Raw genomic sequence first — 18,276 nt, 5'->3', positions numbered from 1 at the left:
AAAAAGGTTTGGGCCCCGGTGATCGCTCACCGGGGCCCAACCTTGACTACTAGCTCCAGCCCAGCAGGGCGGCCTCCGGGTCGGCGAGGAACGCGCCGATGTCCGCGAGGAACTTCGAGCCCAGCTCGCCGTCGATGATCCGGTGGTCGAAGGACAGGCCCAGCGTCGTCACCTGACGCGGCTTCACCTTGCCCTTGTGCACCCACGGCATCTCACGGATCGCGCCGAACGCCAGGATCGCCGACTCGCCCGGGGGCAGGATCGGGGTACCGGTGTCCACGCCGTACACGCCGACGTTGGTGATCGTGAACGTGCCGCCGGACATGTCCGCCGGGGACGTCTTGCCGTCCCGGGCCGTGCCGACCAGCCCGGTGAGGGCTGCGGCCAGCTCCAGGAACGACAGCGAACCGGCGTCCTTGATGTTCGGCACGATCAGCCCGCGCGGGGTGGCGGCGGCGATGCCCAGGTTCACGTAGTCCTTGACCACGATCTCCTGAGCGGCCTCGTCCCATGAGGAGTTCACCATCGGGTACCGCTTGAGCGCCGTCGTCACCGCGCGCATGACGAGCAACAGCGGGGAGATCCGCACGTCGCGCCACTCGCGCTGCTTCTTCAGCCGCTCCAGGGCGTTGACCCCGCGGGTCACGTCCAGGGTGAGGAACTCGGTCACGTGCGGCGCGGTGAACGCCGACCGGACCATGTTCTCGGCGGTGAGCTTGCGGACGCCCTTGATCGGGATCCGGGTCTCGCCGCCGGTGGTGGTCACGCGCACCGGGGCGGCCGTTGTCGCGGGCGCGCTGAGGGCGGCCTGCACGTCGTCCCGGGTGATCGAGCCCTGCGGACCGGTGCCGACGATCCCGGCGAGCGGCACGCCGAGGTCCTTGGCGAGCTTGCGGACCGGAGGCTTGGCCAGGACGTGCAGCGCGGCGCCGTTGAGGGCGGCTGGCTGGGTGACGACCACGGGAGCAACGGCCACGGGAGCTGGGGCCGGAGCCACGGGCGCCGCCGCCACGGGAACCGCGACCGGGGCCGGAGCCGGGGCGTGGGCCGGGGCACCACCCTTCCGGGCCCGCCGCGTCGCCGCGCCGGTCCGGGGACCGTAGCCGACCAGGTTCGCCTCACGCTCAGGCTTGGCACCAGCGGCCGGGGCAGCGGCGGCCGGAGCGGCCGGGGCCTCGGGGAGCGCGCCGGCACCCGGGTCGGTGTCGTACTCGATGATCGGCGCGCCGACCTCGACCGTGACGCCCTCGCCGAAGAACAGCTGCGTGACGACCCCGACGTACGGCGACGGGATCTCGACGGCGGCCTTGGCCGTCTCGACCTCGACGATCGGCTGGTTCAGCTCGACCGTGTCGCCGACCTTGACCAGCCAGGTCAGGATCTCGCCCTCGGTGAGGCCCTCGCCCAGGTCCGGCAGCTTGAACTGCTTGATCCGCGACATGCTCACCACCCGAACGACTTGTCGACGGCGTCCAGCACCCGGTCGAGGTCCGGGAGGAACTCCTCCTCGACCCGCGACGCCGGGTACGGGATGTCGTAGCCGGTCACGCGCTGCACCGGGGCCTCCAGGGAGTAGAAGCACTCCTCGGTGACCCGGGCCGACACCTCGGAGCCGATGCCCAGATTGCGCGACGCCTCGTGCACGACGACGAGCCGGCCGGTCTTGCGGACCGACGCGAACACCGGGCCCAGGTCCAGCGGGGACAGGCTGCGCAGGTCGATGACCTCCAGCGACCGGCCGTCCTCGGCGGCGGCGGTGGCCGCGTCGAGGGCGACCTTCACCATCGGGCCGTACGCCACGATCGTCGCGTCCGAGCCCTCGCGGAGCACCTTCGAGGCGAACAGCGGGCCGGGCTGCACCGACAGGTCGACGGCGGCCTTCTCGTAGTAGCGCCGCTTGGGCTCCATGAACACGATCGGGTCGTCGCTCTGGATCGCCTGCTGGATCATCCAGTACGCGTCCGCCGGGTTGCTGCACGCGACGACCTTGAGGCCGGCGGTGTGCGCGAAGTACGCCTCCGGGGACTCCGAGTGGTGCTCGACCGCGCCGATGCCGCCACCGAACGGGATCCGGATGACGACCGGCATCTTCAGCTTGCCGTTGGACCGGTAGTGCATCTTGGCGAGCTGCGAGACGATCTGGTCGTACGCCGGGTACACGAAGCCGTCGAACTGGATCTCCACCACGGGGCGGTAACCCCGGATGGCCAGGCCGATCGCGGTACCGACGATGCCCGACTCCGCCAGCGGCGTGTCGATGACGCGGTCCTCGCCGAAGTCCTTCTGCAGCGCGTCGGTGATCCGGAAGACACCGCCGAGCTTGCCGATGTCCTCGCCCATGAGCACGACCTTCGGGTCGTCCTCCATGGCCTTGCGGAGCCCGGTGTTGAGGGCCTTCGCCAGGGTCAGGGTCTCGGTGGCCATCAGTGGTTACCCCCCTCGAACGAGGCCTCGTAGGCGACGAACTCGGCGCGCTGGGCGTCGAGGAGCGGGGAGCCACCCGCGTACACGTTGTCGAACATGCTCACCGGGGCCGGGTCCGGCAGAGCCAGCACCCGCTCGCGCAGGTGCACGGCGACCTTGCCGGCCTCCTTCTCGACGTCCGCGAGGAACGCGTCGTCGGTCAGGCCGCGCTTGTTGAGGTAGAGGCCGAGGCGCAGGATCGGGTCCTTCGCCTTCCACTCCTCGACCTCGGCGCCCTGGCGGTAGCGGGTCGGGTCGTCGGAGGTGGTGTGCGCGCCCATCCGGTACGTGTACGCCTCGATCATCGTCGGGCCGTTGCCGCGCCGGGCGTTGTCCATCGCAGCCTTGGTGACGGCGTGCACCGCGAGCACGTCGTTGCCGTCGACCCGGATGCCCGGGAAACCGAAGCCCTGCGCGCGCTGGTAGAGCGGCACGCGGGTCTGGCGGACGACGGGCTCGGAGATCGCGTACTGGTTGTTCTGGCAGAAGAACACGATCGGGGCGTTGTACGCCGCCGCGAAGACGAACGACTCGTTCACGTCGCCCTGGCTGCTCGCGCCGTCGCCGAAGAAGGCGATCACCGCCTCGCCGTTGTCGTCGCCGACCTTGCCGTCGTACTTGATGCCCATCGCGTAACCGGCCGCGTGCAGGGTCTGCGCGCCGATCACGATCGTGTACATGTTGAACTTGTACTCGTTCGGGTCCCAGCCACCCTGGTCAACGCCCCGGAACAAGCCGAACGGCATGATCGGGTCGATCCCCCGGGTGTACAGGACGCCGTGCTCCCGGTACGTCGGGAATGCCATGTCCTGCGGGCGCATCGCGCGCCCAGCTCCCACCTGCGCTGCCTCCTGGCCGAGCAGCCCGGCCCACAGGCCCAGCTCGCCCTGGCGCTGGAGTGCGGTCGCCTCGGCGTCCAGTCGACGGACGGTGACGAGGTCGCGGTACAGGCCGCGGAGCTCGTCGTCTGTGAAGTCGACCGTGTAGTCGGGGTGGTCGACGCGGTCACCCTCAGGGGTGAGCAGCTGGACGAACTCCGGCTCGCCGCTCTTGCGGCGTCCGGCTTTCGCCTTGGCGTTGGCCCTCTCGGCCATACGGTTTTCCCTTCTCCCTCGCGAGGTGCGCCGACGCAGGGGTGGCGCGCCGGAGCGTGAACGTCTGCCGCGTGAGACCGGGTGGGCACACGAGGCGGGAGCGCCGGCACGAAAGGCCCGTTTACGCACGGTAGTGCGCCTCGGGCCTCGGTGCCGTCAGGAGCAAGCATCGCACGTCGGTGAGCGCGACCACACTCGCGGATGGCTCTCCGTGTCCGCCGCGCCGCCATAAATCAAACATATCCGGTGGAACGTGTGATAACTCCACATCAGAAAACGGTCAAGTAAGGGATCGCGCACAGCCTGCAATTACGTCATCCTGTACCAGGGAGGACACGAGGGAGGCACGGGGATGAATATCCGCGCGGTCGGGGGACTCGTCGCGGTGGCCACTCTGGCGACCGCGGTCGTGATATCTGCCGGCGCATCGAGTATCGATGAGACCAGGACAAACTCCACAACCACTCCGTACCTGGCCGCAGAGGCGCCCGGTCCGATGGTGATCACGGTCGGGCCGCCGCAGGTCGCCGTGCCGAAGCCGCCGGTGGCCGTCGAGCGGCCGCCGGCCGTCACCGTGCCGGTGCCGCCCCGGGTCGACGGGGCCAAGTCGCGCGCGCGGCCCCCGGCGAAGGTGCCGCCGGTCGTCAGCGTGCCGGTCGTGCAGCTGCCGGAGGGCGCGGTGCCGGTCCAGTCGCCGCCGGTCCGGCAGCCGGTGCGGGTGGATCCGCTCGGTCCGGGGTCGCTGTCGCCGATCGGGTTCGGCGCGCCGACGCTGGTCGAGGGGGTGACCGGGCGCTTGGGCCTGGGGGCTGCTCCGGGTGTTGGCGTCGCTCCGGTGAGCATCCTGGGCGTGGGCGTCACGCCGGGCACCCAGGGCGTCGGCGTCGTTCCGGGGCGCACCCACCTGCGCCTCGGCGCTCATTCAGGCCGCCCTCACCTGGGCGCTGGTGGCACCCACCTCGGTCTGGAGTCGAGCCGGGCCCCGTTGTGCCCTGAGCACGGGCGGCAGGTCAGTCCGCCGCCGACCTGGGACCAGCTTGCGCCGGTGACCCACCGGGCCGGCGGTGCCACCTACCGGGGCGGCGGCACCGGGGTCGGCGCGGTGGATGCGCACCACGTCAGCCCGCCAGCCACCCACCAGGTGGTCCGCGGGTGGCGCGTCGGACCTGCGGGCCGGTGACGCCGACCTGGCGGGTGGGGCCTGGCGAACCACCAGCCGGGGCCCCGCGCATCGGGAGGGCCGCCGGCGGCGGGCTGCTCAGCCCACTACGAGCCGTAACCGGCGGGTCGCGACCCCGATCGTGAGCCGCTGCCCCCACCCCACGGTGAGGTGATCGTCCTCGAGGCCGTCGGCGAACGCCACCAGGCGCTCCGACTCGCCGGTGACCTCGAGGACCCCGGACCCGCTCACCAGTCCCATGGTCAGCTCCGTCCCGGTCCCCGGAGACGGCCACGCCTCGCGGACGAACCACACCAGCTCCGGGTCGACCGGGGCCGGCAGGTCCGGGGCCGCCCAGCGGTCGCCGACGATCGAGGCGCACCAGCCGGTGGCCCCGGTGCCGGTGCTGACCACGATGCCTGAGGACGACTGGCGTTCCGTACCGCCGTCGGGGGTGCGCAGCGCGTAGCGGGCCGACTGGTGGGTGGCGTGGCCGACGTACACCTCGTTGAGGCCGATCAGGGTCTCGCCGTCGTCCAGGGTCGCGCTGACCATCGCCCGGTCCTCGGTGCGCGGCCCGTCCCGGAGCAGCGCCCGCAGCGCGCCGGCCGGGTGCCGGACCAGGACCCCCGGATTGCGGTCAGGCTCCGGGTTCACGCCGATCACGGGCTGGCCGTCGAGGTACTTGGCGACATTCGCGACCAGGCCGTCGGGCCCGACCGCCACCACCACGTCCTCCGGCCCGAACAGGAACCGGGACAGGTCCTCGCGGACCACCCGGCCGCGCCGCCAGTCCACCGGGATCGCCGACCCGACCTTGGTCAGCGCCTTCTGGAGCGCTGCGTGCCGGGCCTCGACCTCGACCAGGTCCCGGCCGCGCTGCTTCAGGAAGTAGGCGGCGGCGCCTCGGGTGCCGTGCCGGCCGAGCAACTCGTCCAGCTCGCTGCGCCGGGATACGACCACGACCCGGGGGTTCATCGCCCGAGGCCCGTCGGGGAGCGGCGGTCCGAGCGCGCAGCGCTCCGGGCCCCGGGCCCGCTCCGGGACCAGCGGTTGTCCGTGCGCGTGGCGCTCCGGGTCATCGGCCGAGGAACTTCGAGACCAGGTCCGGGGTGATCGTGAGCTGCCCGATCTCGGGAAGCTGGCCGGCCAGTTCGCGGACGGCCAGGGCGTGCAGGATCTCCGGGTCCATGTCCCGGTACGCCGCGAGCTTCGCCGCCTCGACCTCCGCCTGGGCCAGCCCGACCACCCGGGTCGCGTCCGCGTTGGCGTCGGCGATCAGCCGGCCCCGCTCGGCCTCCGCGGCGGTGGTCACCCGGCTGGTGTCGGCGGCGGCGAGCGCCACTGCCTTCTCCCGCTCGAGCCTGGCCTGCACCGTGACCAGCTCGGCCGCGGCGTCGGTCTCCGCGCGGCGGCGGGTGTTGGCGCCCTTCTGCTCGATGAGCTGCTGCTCGCGGCGGGCCAGCTCGATCTTGCTCTGCAGTTCGTTCTCCGCGATGGCCCGTTCGCGCTCCACCGCGGTCGCCCGGCGCTCGTACGTCGCGCGGTCGGCCTCGCCCTGCACCGCCTCGCGGGTCGGGGTCTGCAACGCCCGCTCCAGCTCCGGCTCGGGCCGGATGGCCACCACCCGGGCGCTGGCCACGCTCACGCCCAGCTCGGCGAGCCGGGCGTCGTCGGCCAGCGCGGCAGAGATGATCCCGCGGACCCGGCCGACGCCGCTGAGTGCCTCGGTCAGGGTCATGCCGATCAGCAGGTCCAGCGCCGGCTGCTGGGCCAGCTCGGCGAGCACCGTGGCCAGCTGGTCGAGCGGTTGGGCCCGCCACGCGCCGGTCACCGGGTCGATGGAGAAGTCCAGGCGGTTGGCGGCCAGCGCCGGGTCCTTGATCCGGTAGGTGACCGTGGCCTGCACCGTCACGTCGGCGAAGTCGCTGGTCCGCGCATGGAACAGCAGGGGCAGCTCGCGGTCGTCGACCGGCACCTCCGACAACGCCGAGGTCAGCGCGCGGAAGTAGAACGACTGGGACACGCCCTCGTGCCGGACCCTGCCCCGCGAGTGCTGCCGCACCCAGCTGGTGGGCGCGGCGCGCAGGTGTCTCAGGAACCCGAACCTGGAGATGTCAGCCATGGGGCCAGCCTAACGGGGCTGCTGGATCCCGCTCAGTCCTCATAGGATGCGACCCTTTGCAGTGGACCTCCGGCAAGCACAACGTCTACGAGGCCGACGCGGTCAGAGCAGTTCCAGCGCCTTACGCGCGTCCTCGTAGGACCGCAGCTCGGCGCGAACCGGTGCCACCACGTGCTCCTCCGTGACGAGGTCCACGGCCGTGAGCAGCGCGGACGTGGCCCTGCGCTCGGTACGCGCCGCCCCGATCCCCAGCAACGGCCGGGTGACGACCGTGAGCAGAACGCCCGCGAGCAACCCGGCGCCGAGCAGCACAGTAGGCACCGGCACGATGCCCTGCTTCGGCAGTGGCAGGTCGATGCCGAGCGCGCCGAGCCCCAGCCGGGCCAGCAGCCACAGCGCCCCGGCCAGCGCGCACAACGCCAGCAGCCACTGCAGAGCCCCGACGAACCGCCACCACCGGGGGTCGCGCGCCGTGATGGCCGTCGAGCCCACGGCCCGGTCGAGCGCGTCGGACAGGTCGGCCTCGTCGGCCCTGGCCGCCGCGCGCACGCTCGTCGGCCACGGCTCGGGCAGGCCCTGACTGGCCTGGTCGGCGAGGTCCCGGACGGCGAGGGTCGCCGCCGCGCGCCGGGCCGGGGTCGGCGGCGGCACCGATGTGCGGGCCACCGGGTCCAGGTGCAGGCGCTTCAGCGGATCGCGGCGGAACCTGCCCCACCATCGGGTGAGCGGCCAGCCGGTCGCGGCGACCCCCCTTTTCCGGTACGAGGCCCCGGCCGCCCCGGCGACGGCGTCCACCCCGGCGGTGGCGGCCAGGGCGGCGCTGGCCCGGCGTACCAGATGAGGGGTGATCTCCGCCGCAGGCGGCCCCACGAAGGCGCTCAACCTGCCGGCGACGGTGTCCACGTCGGCCCCGAGCCGGCTGGTCGCCGCCCGCTTGCCGGTGACGGCCTTCTCGATCTGGGCGCGCAGCTCCGCCACCCCCTCGCCGGTGACGGTCGAGGCGCCGAGCACCGGCACCGCGCCGAGCCCGTGCTCCTTGAGCAGCCCGCGCAGGTCCTCCAGGCAGGTCCGGGCCCCGTCGGGCGGCAGAGTGTCGACCTTGTTCAGCACCACGACCGTGACGTCGCGGTGCCGGCGGAACCTGCTCAGGTACCGCTCGTGCACCAGGTTGTCCGCGTACTTCTGCGGATCCAGCACCCAGACGACCAGGTCGACGAGGTCCAACAGCCGCTCGGCCTCCTCGCGGTGCGCGGCGGCCGTGGAGTCGAAGTCCGGCAGGTCCAGCAGGATCAGCCCGCGCAGCGCGGCCTGCTCGTCGGCGTCGAGCACCGTCTCCCTGGCGTGCCAGCTCGGCAGCCGCAGCCACTCCAGCAGCTCGCCGGAGCCGGCCGGGCCCCACACGCAGGCCTGGGTCCTGGCAGTGGTCGGCCGGCGCACCCCGACGTCGGACAGCTCCAGGCCGGCGAGGGCGTTGAACATGCTGGACTTGCCGCTGCCGGTCGCCCCGGCGAGCGTCACCACCGTGTGCTCCCGGGACATGTCCAGGCGCTGGCCGGCGCGTTCGAGCACCGCCCGGGCGGGAGCCAGCTCGGCCGCCGGCAGGCGGTCGGCGACCACCTCGACGAACCGGTGCAGCGCCTTGAGCCGCGACGGCAGGGCCACCGGGCGCGGACGGGGCCTCACCGGAGCGTCCCCCACGCCTCGCGGGCCCGGTCGATGTCGTCGGCCAGCGCGCGCAGGTCGCCGGGGACGGCCAGCGGCGGGTCGAGCACGAACCGGGCCCTGTCCTCGGCGTAGAGCGCCTCGACCCTGGCCAGCAGGTCCTTGCGGGCCTTCGCGGCCAGCGTCCGGACCGCCTGGTCGCCGAAGATGGCCTCCAGGATCTTCTGACCGACGACCGTGGTCCCGGCGGCCACGCCGACCTCGGCGCCGGTCGGGATGAAGCTGGTCGCCGTGAACACCGCGATCATGACCAACAAACCCGTGGCGTTCACCGTGTACGCGGCCACCCGCGCCATCCCACGCTTACTCGCCCCCTCCACTCGGACCAGCTCCAGCACCCCGGCCTGCCAGTCCCTGACCAGCCGCTCGGCCTGCGCGGACGTGACCGGATCGGGCTCGGGGGGATCGGGCACCGCCGCGCGGGCCCGGTCCTCCGCCTCCACCCCGGCGGCCGTGATCACGGCGGCCACCCCGCTGGTCAGGGCCTCGCGGAGCGGCTCACCGGCCACCTGGCGGCCGGTGACGGCCGCGGCGAGCCGGTCCCGCCAGCGGCCCACCCTGGCCTGGAGCGCGCGGAGCAGCTCACCCGTGCCGACGAGTTCCTGCCAGCGGGCCAGCACCTCGCCCTTGAGCAACGCGCCGTCGGACAGGTCCTTGCGCACGGTGTCGAGCGCGTCGGCGTACGCGGCGTCGACCGCGTCGTTGACCCGGTCCCGCTCGGCCGCCTGTTCCCCGGAGGCGTCGGCCAGCGTCCGGACCCGGTCGGGGACCGACCTCACCGCGCCGTCCAGGGTCCGGCGGACCACCTCGGCCCGGCTGACCGCGTCGCCGGCCAGCTTCGCGAACCACTCCGACAGTGGCCGGATCACCGCCTCGGGCAGCAGGCCGTGGGAGTCCAGCGTCGTCTCGGAGATCGTGAACAGCTGCTCCTCGTCCAGGCCGTGCTCGGCGAGCAGCTCCTCGAAATGCGCGGTCACCTCGGCCTCCGCGCCGGGCGGCACCCGGTCCATCACCAGGGCGAGTGCGACGTCGCGCTCCTTCGCCGCGTGCAGGAACTCCCAGGGCACCGCGTCGGAGTACCGCGCGGCGGTCGTCACGAACAGCCACAGGTCGGCGGCGGCGAACAGCTGCGAGGCCAGTTCGCGGTTGGAGGCGACCAGCGAGTCGATGTCGGGCGCGTCGATGAACGCCAGCCCCGGGGTGAGCCCGGTGGCCGTGACCAGGTGGATGTTGGCCGCAGGGTTGGGCCGTTCGTCCTCGTCCCGGATCGCCCGGAACATCCCGGTGTCCATCCCCGTCGCCCGGGACATCCTCGGCAGGATATGGAAGCCCCGGAACCACTGGCTGTCGGCGGGGTGGCTCACGAGCACCGGGGAACGGGTGGTCGGGCGCAGCACCCCCGCGGCGCTCACCGGGGCCCGGACCAGGCTGTTGATCAGGGTCGACTTGCCGGCGCCGGTCGAGCCGCCGACCACCACCAGGACCGGGGCGTCGAGCCGGGCGAGCCGGGGCAGCAGGTAGTCGTCGAGCTGTTCGGACAGGTCGTGCGCGACGGTGCGGGCGTGGCCGGCACCGGGAGTCTGGAGGGGAAAGCGGGCACCACGGACCGCGCCCCGCAGCTCTGTCAGCGTGGCCCCGAGCTGGTCTGCGCCCGTCACAGCCTCATCTTCCGCGTCGATGTGCCTCGTTCATACCCTGTTTCACCGAAATCACGGTATCCGATCTTGCCAAGTTGCGTCGGTGTGACTCAACTCTGGTTTGACAGTGGGCGATCGTCTGGCAATATTGAGTCCGGTTCACTCAACTCGGGAGGCACATCAACATGGCACGTGCGGTCGGAATCGACCTCGGAACGACGAACTCATGCATGAGCGTTCTGGAGGGCGGCGAGCCCACAGTGATCGCCAACGCTGAAGGGTCGAGGACGACCCCGTCCATCGTGGCGTTCGCGAAGAACGGTGAAGTTCTCGTCGGCGAGGTAGCTAAGCGTCAGGCCGTCACCAACCCGGACCGGACGATCCGCTCCGTCAAGCGGCACGTCGGTACGGACTGGAAAGTCGACATCGACGGCAAGCCCTACACCGCCCAGGAGATCTCCGCCCGGGTGCTGATGAAGCTCAAGCGCGACGCCGAGGCGTACCTCGGGGAGCCGGTCACGGACGCGGTCATCACCGTCCCGGCCTACTTCAACGACGCCCAGCGCCAGGCCACCAAGGAGGCCGGTGAGATCGCGGGCTTCAACGTCCTGCGGATCGTCAACGAGCCCACCGCGGCGGCGCTCGCGTACGGCATGGACAAGCACGACGAGATCATCCTCGTCTTCGACCTCGGCGGCGGCACCTTCGACGTGTCCCTCCTCGAGGTCGGCGACGGCGTGGTCGAGGTCAAGTCGACCGCCGGTGACAACCACCTCGGCGGCGACGACTGGGACGAGCGGATCATCGCGCACCTGATCAAGACCTTCCAGGGTCAGCACGGCATCGACCTGGGCAAGGACAAGATGGCCCGCCAGCGGCTGCAGGAAGCCGCGGAGAAAGCCAAGATCGAGCTGTCGGCGACCCCGCAGACCGGGATCAACCTGCCGTACATCACGGCCGGCCCCGACGGCCCGCTGCACCTCGACGTGACCCTGACCCGGGCCGAGTTCCAGCGCATGACGCAGGACCTGCTCGACCGGTGCAAGGCCCCGTTCCAGGCCGCGATCAAGGACGCCGGCATCCCGCTGGCGAAGATCGACCACGTGATCCTCGTGGGCGGCTCGACCCGGATGCCCGCCGTCACCGAGCTCGTCAAGGAGCTGACCGGCGGCAAGGAGCCCAACAAGGGCGTCAACCCGGACGAGGTCGTCGCCGTCGGCGCCGCGCTGCAGGCCGGCGTGCTCAAGGGCGAGGTCAAGGACGTCCTCCTGCTCGACGTGACCCCGCTGTCGCTGGGCATCGAGACCAAGGGCGGCATCTTCACCAAGCTCATCGAGCGCAACACCACGATCCCGACCAAGCGCTCGGAGATCTTCACGACGGCCGCCGACAACCAGCCGTCCGTGCTGATCCAGGTGTTCCAGGGCGAGCGCGAGATCGCGGCGTACAACAAGGCGCTGGGCACCTTCGAGCTCACCGGTCTGCCGCCGGCCCCGCGCGGCGTGCCGCAGGTCGAGGTCACGTTCGACATCGACGCCAACGGCATCGTGAACGTGCACGCGAAGGACCTGGGCACCGGCAAGGAGCAGAAGATGACGATCTCCGGCGGCTCCGCGCTGCCGAAGGACGACATCGAGCGGATGATGCGCGACGCGCAGGAGCACGCCGACCAGGACAAGAAGCTCCGCGACGACGCGGAGAGCCGCAACCTGGCCGACTCGCTCGTCTTCCAGACCGAGAAGTTCGTCGCCGAGAACGGCGACAAGATCCCGGAGGACAAGAAGACCGAGATCAACGACGCGCTCGGCGAGCTCAAGGGCGTCCTCGGCGGCACGGACATCGACGCCATCAAGGCGGCGACCGAGAAGCTGTCGAAGGTCTCCCAGGAGGCCGGCTCCGCGATGTACGCGGCGAGCCAGGCCGCCGGCGAGGCCGGCCCCGGCGCGGGCGCGCCGAACGACGCGCCGAACGCCAACGCGCAGGGTGAGGACGTCGTCGACGCCGAGGTCATCGACGACGAGAAGAAGAAGTGATGGCGGCCTCGCCCACCGGCGGGGACCGCCAGGAGGATGAGCCGGTCGTGATCCGCGACAAGCGCAGGATCTCCGCGGACGGCGCTCCGGCGCCGGCCGCGGAGGCCCCCGCCGTCGAGATCGTGGAGGAGGACTCCACGCAGGACGCCCTCGACGAGCTCACCCGGGATCTCCAGCGGGTCACCGCCGAGTACGCGAACTACCGCAAGCGCGTCGACCGCGACCGCGGCGTCGTCGCTGAGCAGGCCACCGGTGCGGTGCTCGCCGCCCTGTTGCCGATCCTCGACGACCTCGACCGGGCGCGCGAGCACGGCGACCTCGTCGGGCCGTTCGGCACGATGTCGGAGCAGCTGGCCCAGGCGGTGGCGAAGTTCGGGCTGGTCGGCTTCGGCGAGAAGGGCGACCCGTTCGACCCGAAGCTGCACGAGGCCGTCGCGCACTTCACCTCGCCGGACGTCACCGAAGCGACCTGTGTGGACGTGATGCGCCGGGGCTACCTGCTCGGCGAGAAGCTCCTACGGCCGGCGATGGTGGCCGTCGGGGAGCCCGCCGCCGAAGAAGACACCGCGGAATAGTGACGGAGGGAGGCGCTCGATGAGTTCGAAGGACTGGCTGGAGAAGGACTTCTACGCAGTACTCGGGGTGTCAAAGAGCGCCTCCGCCGACGAGATCAAGAAGGCGTACCGGACGCTGGCCCGGTCACTGCACCCGGACCACAACCCGGGCAACGCGGAGGCCGAGGACCGATTCAAGTCCGTGTCGGAGGCGTATGACGTGCTCTCCGACGACGCCAAGCGCAAGGAGTACGACGAGCTGCGCTCCCTGTTCGGCAGCGGGGCGTTCCGGGGCGGCGGGCCCGGCCCGCGCGGCCCGCAGGACTTCGGCAACTTCACCGGCGGCGGCAACAGCGGCTTCGGCGACCTGTTCGGCAACCTGTTCGGCGGCGGGGCCGCCCGGCGGCGGACCGGCCCGGCCCGGGGCCGCGACGTCGAGGCCGAGCTGATGTTGGACTTCGACAGCGCGGCGCTCGGCGCGACCCTGCCACTGACCCTGCGCTCGCCGGGGACGTGCGACGTCTGCCACGGCAGCGGCGCGAAGCCCGGCACCACCCCGCGGACCTGCCCCACGTGCGGCGGGCGCGGCCTGGTGACCCGGGCGGAGGGCGCGTTCAGCATGAGCGAGCCCTGCCGGGACTGTCAGGGCGTCGGTTCGATCGTGGACGAGAAGGACCGGTGCACCGAGTGCGGCGGCACCGGCGGCGTGACGAAGGCCCGCACGCTCAACGTCCGGATCCCGGCCGGGGTGGCCGACGGGCAGAAGATCCGACTGAAGGAGCGCGGCGAGCCCGGCGAACGGGGCGGCGCGCCCGGCGACCTGTATGTGCTGATCCGGGTCCGTCCGCACGACGTGTTCGGCCGGATGGGCGACGATCTGCTGCTGACCGTGCCGGTGACCTTCCCGGAGGCGGCCCTGGGCACCGAGTTGCGGGTGCCGACCCTGGACGGCGGGGTGACCGTGCGCCTGGCACCGGGCACCCGGAGCGGCCGGACCCTGCGGGTGCGCGGCAAGGGCATCCGGCGCAGGGACGGCTCGGCGGGCGACCTGCTGGTCACCGTCGAGGTCGATGTGCCGAAGGACGTCTCCGAGGAGGCGCGCAAGGCACTCGCGGAGTTCGCGGCGGCCACACCGTCGGCGGACCGGAGCAAGGTGGATGCTGAGGTGCGACGGCGGGAGCGGTCATGAACGCCCATGCGAAAATCCTGATCATCTCCGTCGCGGCGCGGCTGGCGGGGATGCACCCCCAGACCCTCCGGCAGTACGACCGGCTGGGGCTGGTCGAGGCAGGGCGCGCGCCCGGCGGTGGCCGGCGGTACAGCGCGCGGGACGTGGACGTGCTCCGCGAGGTCCAGCGGCTCAGCCAGGAAGAGGGCGTGAATCTCGCCGGCATCAAGCGGATCATCGACCTGGAGAACCTGGTCGACGAGCTGCGGCACCGGCTGGCGGCGACCGAGGCCGCGCTGGCCGAGTCGGAGCGGCGCGCGGCGGAGTTCGCGGCGTTGCATCCTGGGTTCGCGCGCCGGGCGGTGGTGCCCAGCCACGAGACGGCGCTGGTCGTCTGGCGGCCGAGACGGTCCCCGGAATCACGGTAGCGCCCGGCTATTCAGAGTTATACTCATGAGTGCTGGCAAATCGGGCAATACGGCCTGAAGCCGGTATCAGGGGGGTAGCAGATGGGCATCTTTGACGACATCAAGAAGAAGGTCGAGGACGTGGTGGGCGGCGCCAAGGACAAGGCTGCCGAAGCTACGGACAACGCCCAGGACCAGACCGGCGACATGAAGGACAAGGCCGGTGGCGCCATGGGCAACATGGCCGGCAAAGCTGGCGAGATGATCGACAAGGGCGCCAACATGGCGGACGAGAAGACTGGTGGGAAGTACTCGGACCAGATCAACAAGGGTGCCGAGACCGCCAAGGACGCCATCAACAAGATGGGCAACAAGGACAAGTAGATGTCCGGTGCCTAGAGCACCGGAACCCCACCCAGGAGTGGGGGTTACGCCGACGTCGTCATGACTCGGCGTCGGGCGGGGCCGTTCGAGGCCTCGCCCGCTCTCGTGGCTGGCCCACGCGTACCCGTCATGGATTTTGTGGATTTTCCTCATGTTTTCCGTGGATCGGCCTACGGTCGAAGGGTCAGTGGACTCCACGAGCGGGGGGTGACTCACGATGTTGGGTGAACTGGTGGGAGAGGAATTCGGCCAGACAACGGGTACCCGGGTCCTGCGCTCCGTCAACGGCGGACCGCCCACGCTGGAGATCTCGTTCCAGGCTTCCGGCACGCTGCTGGACGCGCCGGCGATGGACATGGGCACCTACACCGCGGAGCTGCGGCCGAACGGGACGATCCTCGGCCACGGCCAGGGCGTGGTCAGCACCCCGGACGGCGACATGCTCACCTGGACGGCGTTCGGGGTGGGGCAGCAGGCCAACGGGGTGACCCAGTACCGGGGCAGCGTGGTCTACGAGACCGGGGCGTCGAGGTTCGCGCGGCTCAACGGCCTGTGCTGCGCGTTCGAGTACGAGGTCGACGACAGCGGCAAGACCACCGGACGATGGTGGGAGTGGAAGTAGGCCCGGTAGGTCCGGCCCGGTCAGGTCAGGAGGCGGCGGGGCTTGCGGACCAGGCCGCCCTGGCACCAGTCGGCGTAGTCGAACAGGTCCGGGTTGTTGATCAGGGCCTGCGCGTTGGCCGCCCACATCCGCAGCTGCTCGTCGGACTCGGAGCCGGCGCGGTCGATCAGCTTCTTGAGCTTGCGCTTCGGGTGCGCGCGGAAGTCGGTGCGCACGGCGTCGGCGGTGTAGATGTACAGGCAGTGCAGCGCGAACCGGCGCGCCGGGCACTGACCGTCGGCGGCCAGCTCGTAGAGCGTCGGGATCAGCGAGTCCTGGGCGACCAGGAGGTCCCAGTCGGGCGGCAGGCCGGCGAGCGACACCGAGTCCGGGTGGTAGGCCCACTCGCGCATCTCCGCGCCGGTCGGGTCGACCGGGTTCGCGAAGCCGTGGAATGTGGCCTGCTCGTTCACGATTCCCCCTCTCCGAAAACACCAGTCAGCGGCGACAACTTAGCCGGATCGCGGGGGGCGAGGCTATCCCCCGCGCGGTGATGATGATGATTGTCTGAGGGGGAATAGTGCCAGATCAGGAGATTTCAGGTCGCCAACGCTGGTGCCGCGTGCCCGAATCGTTACCGCGCAGCAACTCCAGACGCGGTTTCGGGCCGTCGGTTCGCCCGGTCTGCGGCTTTCGGCTCCCCGCCCGGTAGGGTGCCGGCCAGGTGACCCTGTGGTCCTGTTCCGCCGCCGCGTGCAGGGTCCAGTGCGGGTCGTAGAGGTGCGCCCGGCCGATCGCGCACAGGTCGGCACGGCCCGCGAGCAGGATCGAGTTCACGTCGTCGTAGGACGAGATGGCTCCGACGGCGATCACGGCCGGCCCCGGCACCGAGTTGCGGATCTTGTCGGCGTACGGCGTCTGGTACGACCGGCCGTACGCCGGCCGCTCCGCCGCGAGCACCTGTCCGGTCGACACGTCGATCGCGTCCACCCCGTGCTCGGCGAACGCCCGGGCGATCCGGACCGCCTCGTCGGCGTCCACCCCGCCGGCGTGCCAGTCGGTCGCGGAGATCCGGACGGACATCGGCTTCTCGCCCGGCCAGACGGCGCGGACCGCGTCGAAGACCTCGAGCGGGAACTTCAGCCGGTCGGTGCCGTAGGAGTCCGTGCGCTGGTTGGCCAGCGGGGACAGGAACGACGACAGCAGGTAGCCGTGCGCGCAGTGCAGTTCGAGCAGGTCGAAGCCCGCCCGGTCGGCGCGCGCGGCGGCGGTGACGAACTCCGCCGTGATCGCGTCGAGGTCCGCCCTGGTCAGTTCGCGCGGGACGGCGCTTCCGGGGCCGTACGGCAGCGGTGACGGGCCGACGACCTCCCAGTTGTCCTCCGGGAGCGGCTCGTCCATCCCCTCCCACATGAGCCTCGTGGAGCCCTTGCGGCCGGAGTGCCCCAGCTGGACGCCGATCCGCGCCCCGTTGTCGTGGGCGAACCGGACGATCCTGGCCCAGGCGTCGGCCTGCTCGTCGGTGTACAGCCCGGTGCAGCCGAGGGTGATCCGGCCCGGCTCGGACACGCACACCATCTCGGTCATCACCAGGCCGGCCCCGCCCAGGGCCCTGGCCCCGAGGTGCACCAGGTGGAAGTCGTTGGGCATGCCGTCGACGGCCGAGTACATGTCCATCGGCGAGACGATGATCCGGTTGGGCAGCTCCAGCCCGCGCAGCCGGAACGGCTCGAACATCGGCGGGGTGCCGCTGGCCTGCACCCGGGCCACGAACTCCGGATCGCGCAGCCTCAGGTTGTCGTACGTGATCCGCCGCGACCGGGTGAGCAGGTTGAACGCGAACCGCAGCGGCTCCTGGCCCACGTAGTCGGCGAGGTTCTCGAACCAGTCGAGACTGGCCCTGGCCGCGCGCTGGGTGGAGACGACGACGGGTTTGCGCTCCACCTCGTACGCGGTCAGCGCCAGGTCCAGGTCCGGCTGCTCGGCCAGGCACGCCGCCAGGGCCAGCGCGTCCTCCATGGCGAGCTTCGTCCCGGAGCCGATCGAGAAGTGCGCGGTGTGCGCGGCGTCCCCGAGCAGCACCACGTTCTGGTACTGCCAGCGCTCGCAGGCCACGGTCGTGAAGTCGATCCACCGAGAGTTGTTGCTGACCAGCTTGTGTCCGCCGAGCAGGTCGGCGAACAGTGCGCCGATCCGCTCGATCGCGTTCTCGTCGGTGAACCCGGCCCGGGCCCACACGTCCGACCGCATCTCGATGATCAGGGTGGAGCCGTGCGCGTCGTACGGGTACGCGTGCGCCTGCATCACGCCGAACTCGGTCTCCAGCACGTCGAACGTGAACGCGTCGAAGACCTTGTCGGTGCCGAGCCAGATGTAGCGGCAGTCGCCGGTCTCGTACCTCGGCCTGAACTCCTCGGCGAGGGCTCTGCGGGTGGCGGAGTGGACGCCGTCGGAGGCGACGACCAGGTCGTAGGCGGCGTGGTCGCCCGGGAACTCCGTGCTGTGGTGCAGCACGACGCCCAGGTCCCGGCAGCGCTCGACCAGCAGGTTCAGCAGCCGGCGACGGCTGACCGCCGCGAAGCCGTGGCCGCCGGAGGTGATGACCTCGCCCCGGTACCGCACGTCGATGTCGTCCCAGCGGGCGAACTCGCTGGCCAGGGACGCGTAGAACGCCGGGTCGGCCGTCTCGATGCCGCTGAGGGTTTCGTCGGAGAACACGACACCGAACCCGAAGGTGTCGTCGGGGGCGTTGCGCTCCCAGACCGTGATCTCCCGGGTGGGGTCGAGCTGTTTGGCGAGCGCGGCGAAGTAGAGCCCGCCGGGGCCGCCGCCGATGACCGCGATACGCACCCCACGAGGTTATGCTGTCTTCGCGACGATCGTCAACGCTGCGACATGCACATCATCGGGCGGGACCCGGGTCGAAGGA

Annotated in this window: 15 protein-coding genes and 1 pseudogene; 7 read left to right on the top strand and 9 right to left on the bottom strand. The window is 71.3% G+C overall.

Going from position 1 to position 18,276, the window contains the following annotated elements; translation table 11 throughout:
* Positions 1 to 49 precede the first annotated feature (49 nt).
* Genes IW245_RS28275 through pdhA form a run of 3 tightly spaced genes read right to left on the bottom strand, consistent with a single transcriptional unit; the run spans position 50 to position 3,557 of the window.
* Complete coding sequence (locus IW245_RS28275) at positions 50 to 1,441, bottom strand: dihydrolipoamide acetyltransferase family protein (protein WP_197006188.1); 1,392 nt, start codon at positions 1,439 to 1,441, stop codon at positions 50 to 52.
* 2 nt (positions 1,442 to 1,443) lie between these two features.
* On the bottom strand, positions 1,444 to 2,424 hold the full coding sequence (locus tag IW245_RS28270) for an alpha-ketoacid dehydrogenase subunit beta (protein WP_197006187.1): 981 nt from the start codon (positions 2,422 to 2,424) through the stop codon (positions 1,444 to 1,446).
* The gene (gene pdhA / locus IW245_RS28265; RefSeq protein WP_197006186.1) at positions 2,424 to 3,557 is read right to left on the bottom strand and encodes a pyruvate dehydrogenase (acetyl-transferring) E1 component subunit alpha; all 1,134 of its coding nucleotides are present in this window, start codon (positions 3,555 to 3,557) and stop codon (positions 2,424 to 2,426) included. The genes IW245_RS28270 and pdhA overlap by 1 nt, the downstream gene beginning before the upstream one ends.
* 352 nt (positions 3,558 to 3,909) lie before the next feature.
* Between pdhA and IW245_RS28260 the strand changes: the two genes are divergently transcribed.
* Positions 3,910 to 4,737: a hypothetical protein gene (locus IW245_RS28260; RefSeq protein ID WP_197006185.1), complete on the top strand. Its 828-nt coding sequence runs from the start codon at positions 3,910 to 3,912 to the stop codon at positions 4,735 to 4,737.
* Positions 4,738 to 4,815: 78 nt separating this feature from the next.
* On the opposite strand, the gene IW245_RS28255 is transcribed toward IW245_RS28260, so the two are convergent.
* The 4 genes from IW245_RS28255 to IW245_RS28240 all read right to left on the bottom strand — a co-directional run bounded on the left by IW245_RS28255 (position 4,816) and on the right by IW245_RS28240 (position 10,221).
* Positions 4,816 to 5,694 carry a diacylglycerol kinase catalytic domain-containing protein gene (locus IW245_RS28255; RefSeq protein ID WP_197006184.1) on the bottom strand — a complete coding sequence of 293 codons (879 nt, stop codon included), beginning with the start codon at positions 5,692 to 5,694 and terminating at the stop codon, positions 4,816 to 4,818.
* A 100-nt stretch (positions 5,695 to 5,794) separates the two neighbouring features.
* The gene (locus tag IW245_RS28250; protein ID WP_197006183.1) at positions 5,795 to 6,841 is read right to left on the bottom strand and encodes an SPFH domain-containing protein; all 1,047 of its coding nucleotides are present in this window, start codon (positions 6,839 to 6,841) and stop codon (positions 5,795 to 5,797) included.
* 102 nt (positions 6,842 to 6,943) lie between these two features.
* A complete protein-coding gene (locus IW245_RS28245) occupies positions 6,944 to 8,524 on the bottom strand; it encodes a GTPase (protein WP_197006182.1) in 1,581 nt (526 codons plus the stop codon).
* On the bottom strand, positions 8,521 to 10,221 hold the full coding sequence (locus IW245_RS28240) for a dynamin family protein (RefSeq protein WP_233472898.1): 1,701 nt from the start codon (positions 10,219 to 10,221) through the stop codon (positions 8,521 to 8,523). Before IW245_RS28240 ends, IW245_RS28245 begins: the two co-directional genes overlap by 4 nt.
* 164 nt (positions 10,222 to 10,385) lie before the next feature.
* Between IW245_RS28240 and dnaK the strand changes: the two genes are divergently transcribed.
* From dnaK to IW245_RS28210, 6 genes and pseudogenes are all read left to right on the top strand, one after another.
* Positions 10,386 to 12,233, top strand: coding sequence for a molecular chaperone DnaK (dnaK, locus tag IW245_RS28235; RefSeq protein WP_197006181.1), 1,848 nt, complete (start codon positions 10,386 to 10,388; stop codon positions 12,231 to 12,233).
* Between the two features lie 8 nt (positions 12,234 to 12,241).
* Positions 12,242 to 12,808 (top strand): annotated as a pseudogene (gene grpE, locus IW245_RS28230) (nucleotide exchange factor GrpE); the annotation flags it as partial.
* A 19-nt stretch (positions 12,809 to 12,827) separates the two neighbouring features.
* Entirely contained in the window at positions 12,828 to 13,976 is a 1,149-nt protein-coding gene (dnaJ, locus tag IW245_RS28225; RefSeq protein WP_197006179.1) for a molecular chaperone DnaJ, read from the top strand.
* Positions 13,973 to 14,383 carry a heat shock protein transcriptional repressor HspR gene (locus IW245_RS28220; RefSeq protein WP_197006178.1) on the top strand — a complete coding sequence of 137 codons (411 nt, stop codon included), beginning with the start codon at positions 13,973 to 13,975 and terminating at the stop codon, positions 14,381 to 14,383. Before dnaJ ends, IW245_RS28220 begins: the two co-directional genes overlap by 4 nt.
* An 81-nt stretch (positions 14,384 to 14,464) precedes the next feature.
* Complete coding sequence (locus IW245_RS28215) at positions 14,465 to 14,746, top strand: antitoxin (RefSeq protein ID WP_197006177.1); 282 nt, start codon at positions 14,465 to 14,467, stop codon at positions 14,744 to 14,746.
* 217 nt (positions 14,747 to 14,963) lie between these two features.
* Entirely contained in the window at positions 14,964 to 15,368 is a 405-nt protein-coding gene (locus IW245_RS28210; protein ID WP_197006176.1) for a hypothetical protein, read from the top strand.
* 20 nt (positions 15,369 to 15,388) lie between these two features.
* On the opposite strand, the gene IW245_RS28205 is transcribed toward IW245_RS28210, so the two are convergent.
* Positions 15,389 to 15,760: a hypothetical protein gene (locus IW245_RS28205; protein ID WP_231400338.1), complete on the bottom strand. Its 372-nt coding sequence runs from the start codon at positions 15,758 to 15,760 to the stop codon at positions 15,389 to 15,391.
* Between the two features lie 175 nt (positions 15,761 to 15,935).
* Positions 15,936 to 18,197, bottom strand: a complete 2,262-nt coding sequence (locus IW245_RS28200) for a bifunctional salicylyl-CoA 5-hydroxylase/oxidoreductase (protein WP_197006175.1) — start codon at positions 18,195 to 18,197, stop codon at positions 15,936 to 15,938.
* Between the last annotated feature and the right edge of the window lie 79 nt (positions 18,198 to 18,276).

It is taken from the genome of Longispora fulva, from assembly GCF_015751905.1.
GTDB classification, from domain to species: Bacteria; Actinomycetota; Actinomycetes; order Mycobacteriales; family Micromonosporaceae; genus Longispora; species Longispora fulva.
The sequence above is the reverse complement of the archived record's forward strand: the minus strand, read 5'-3'. Positions and strand labels throughout refer to the sequence as shown.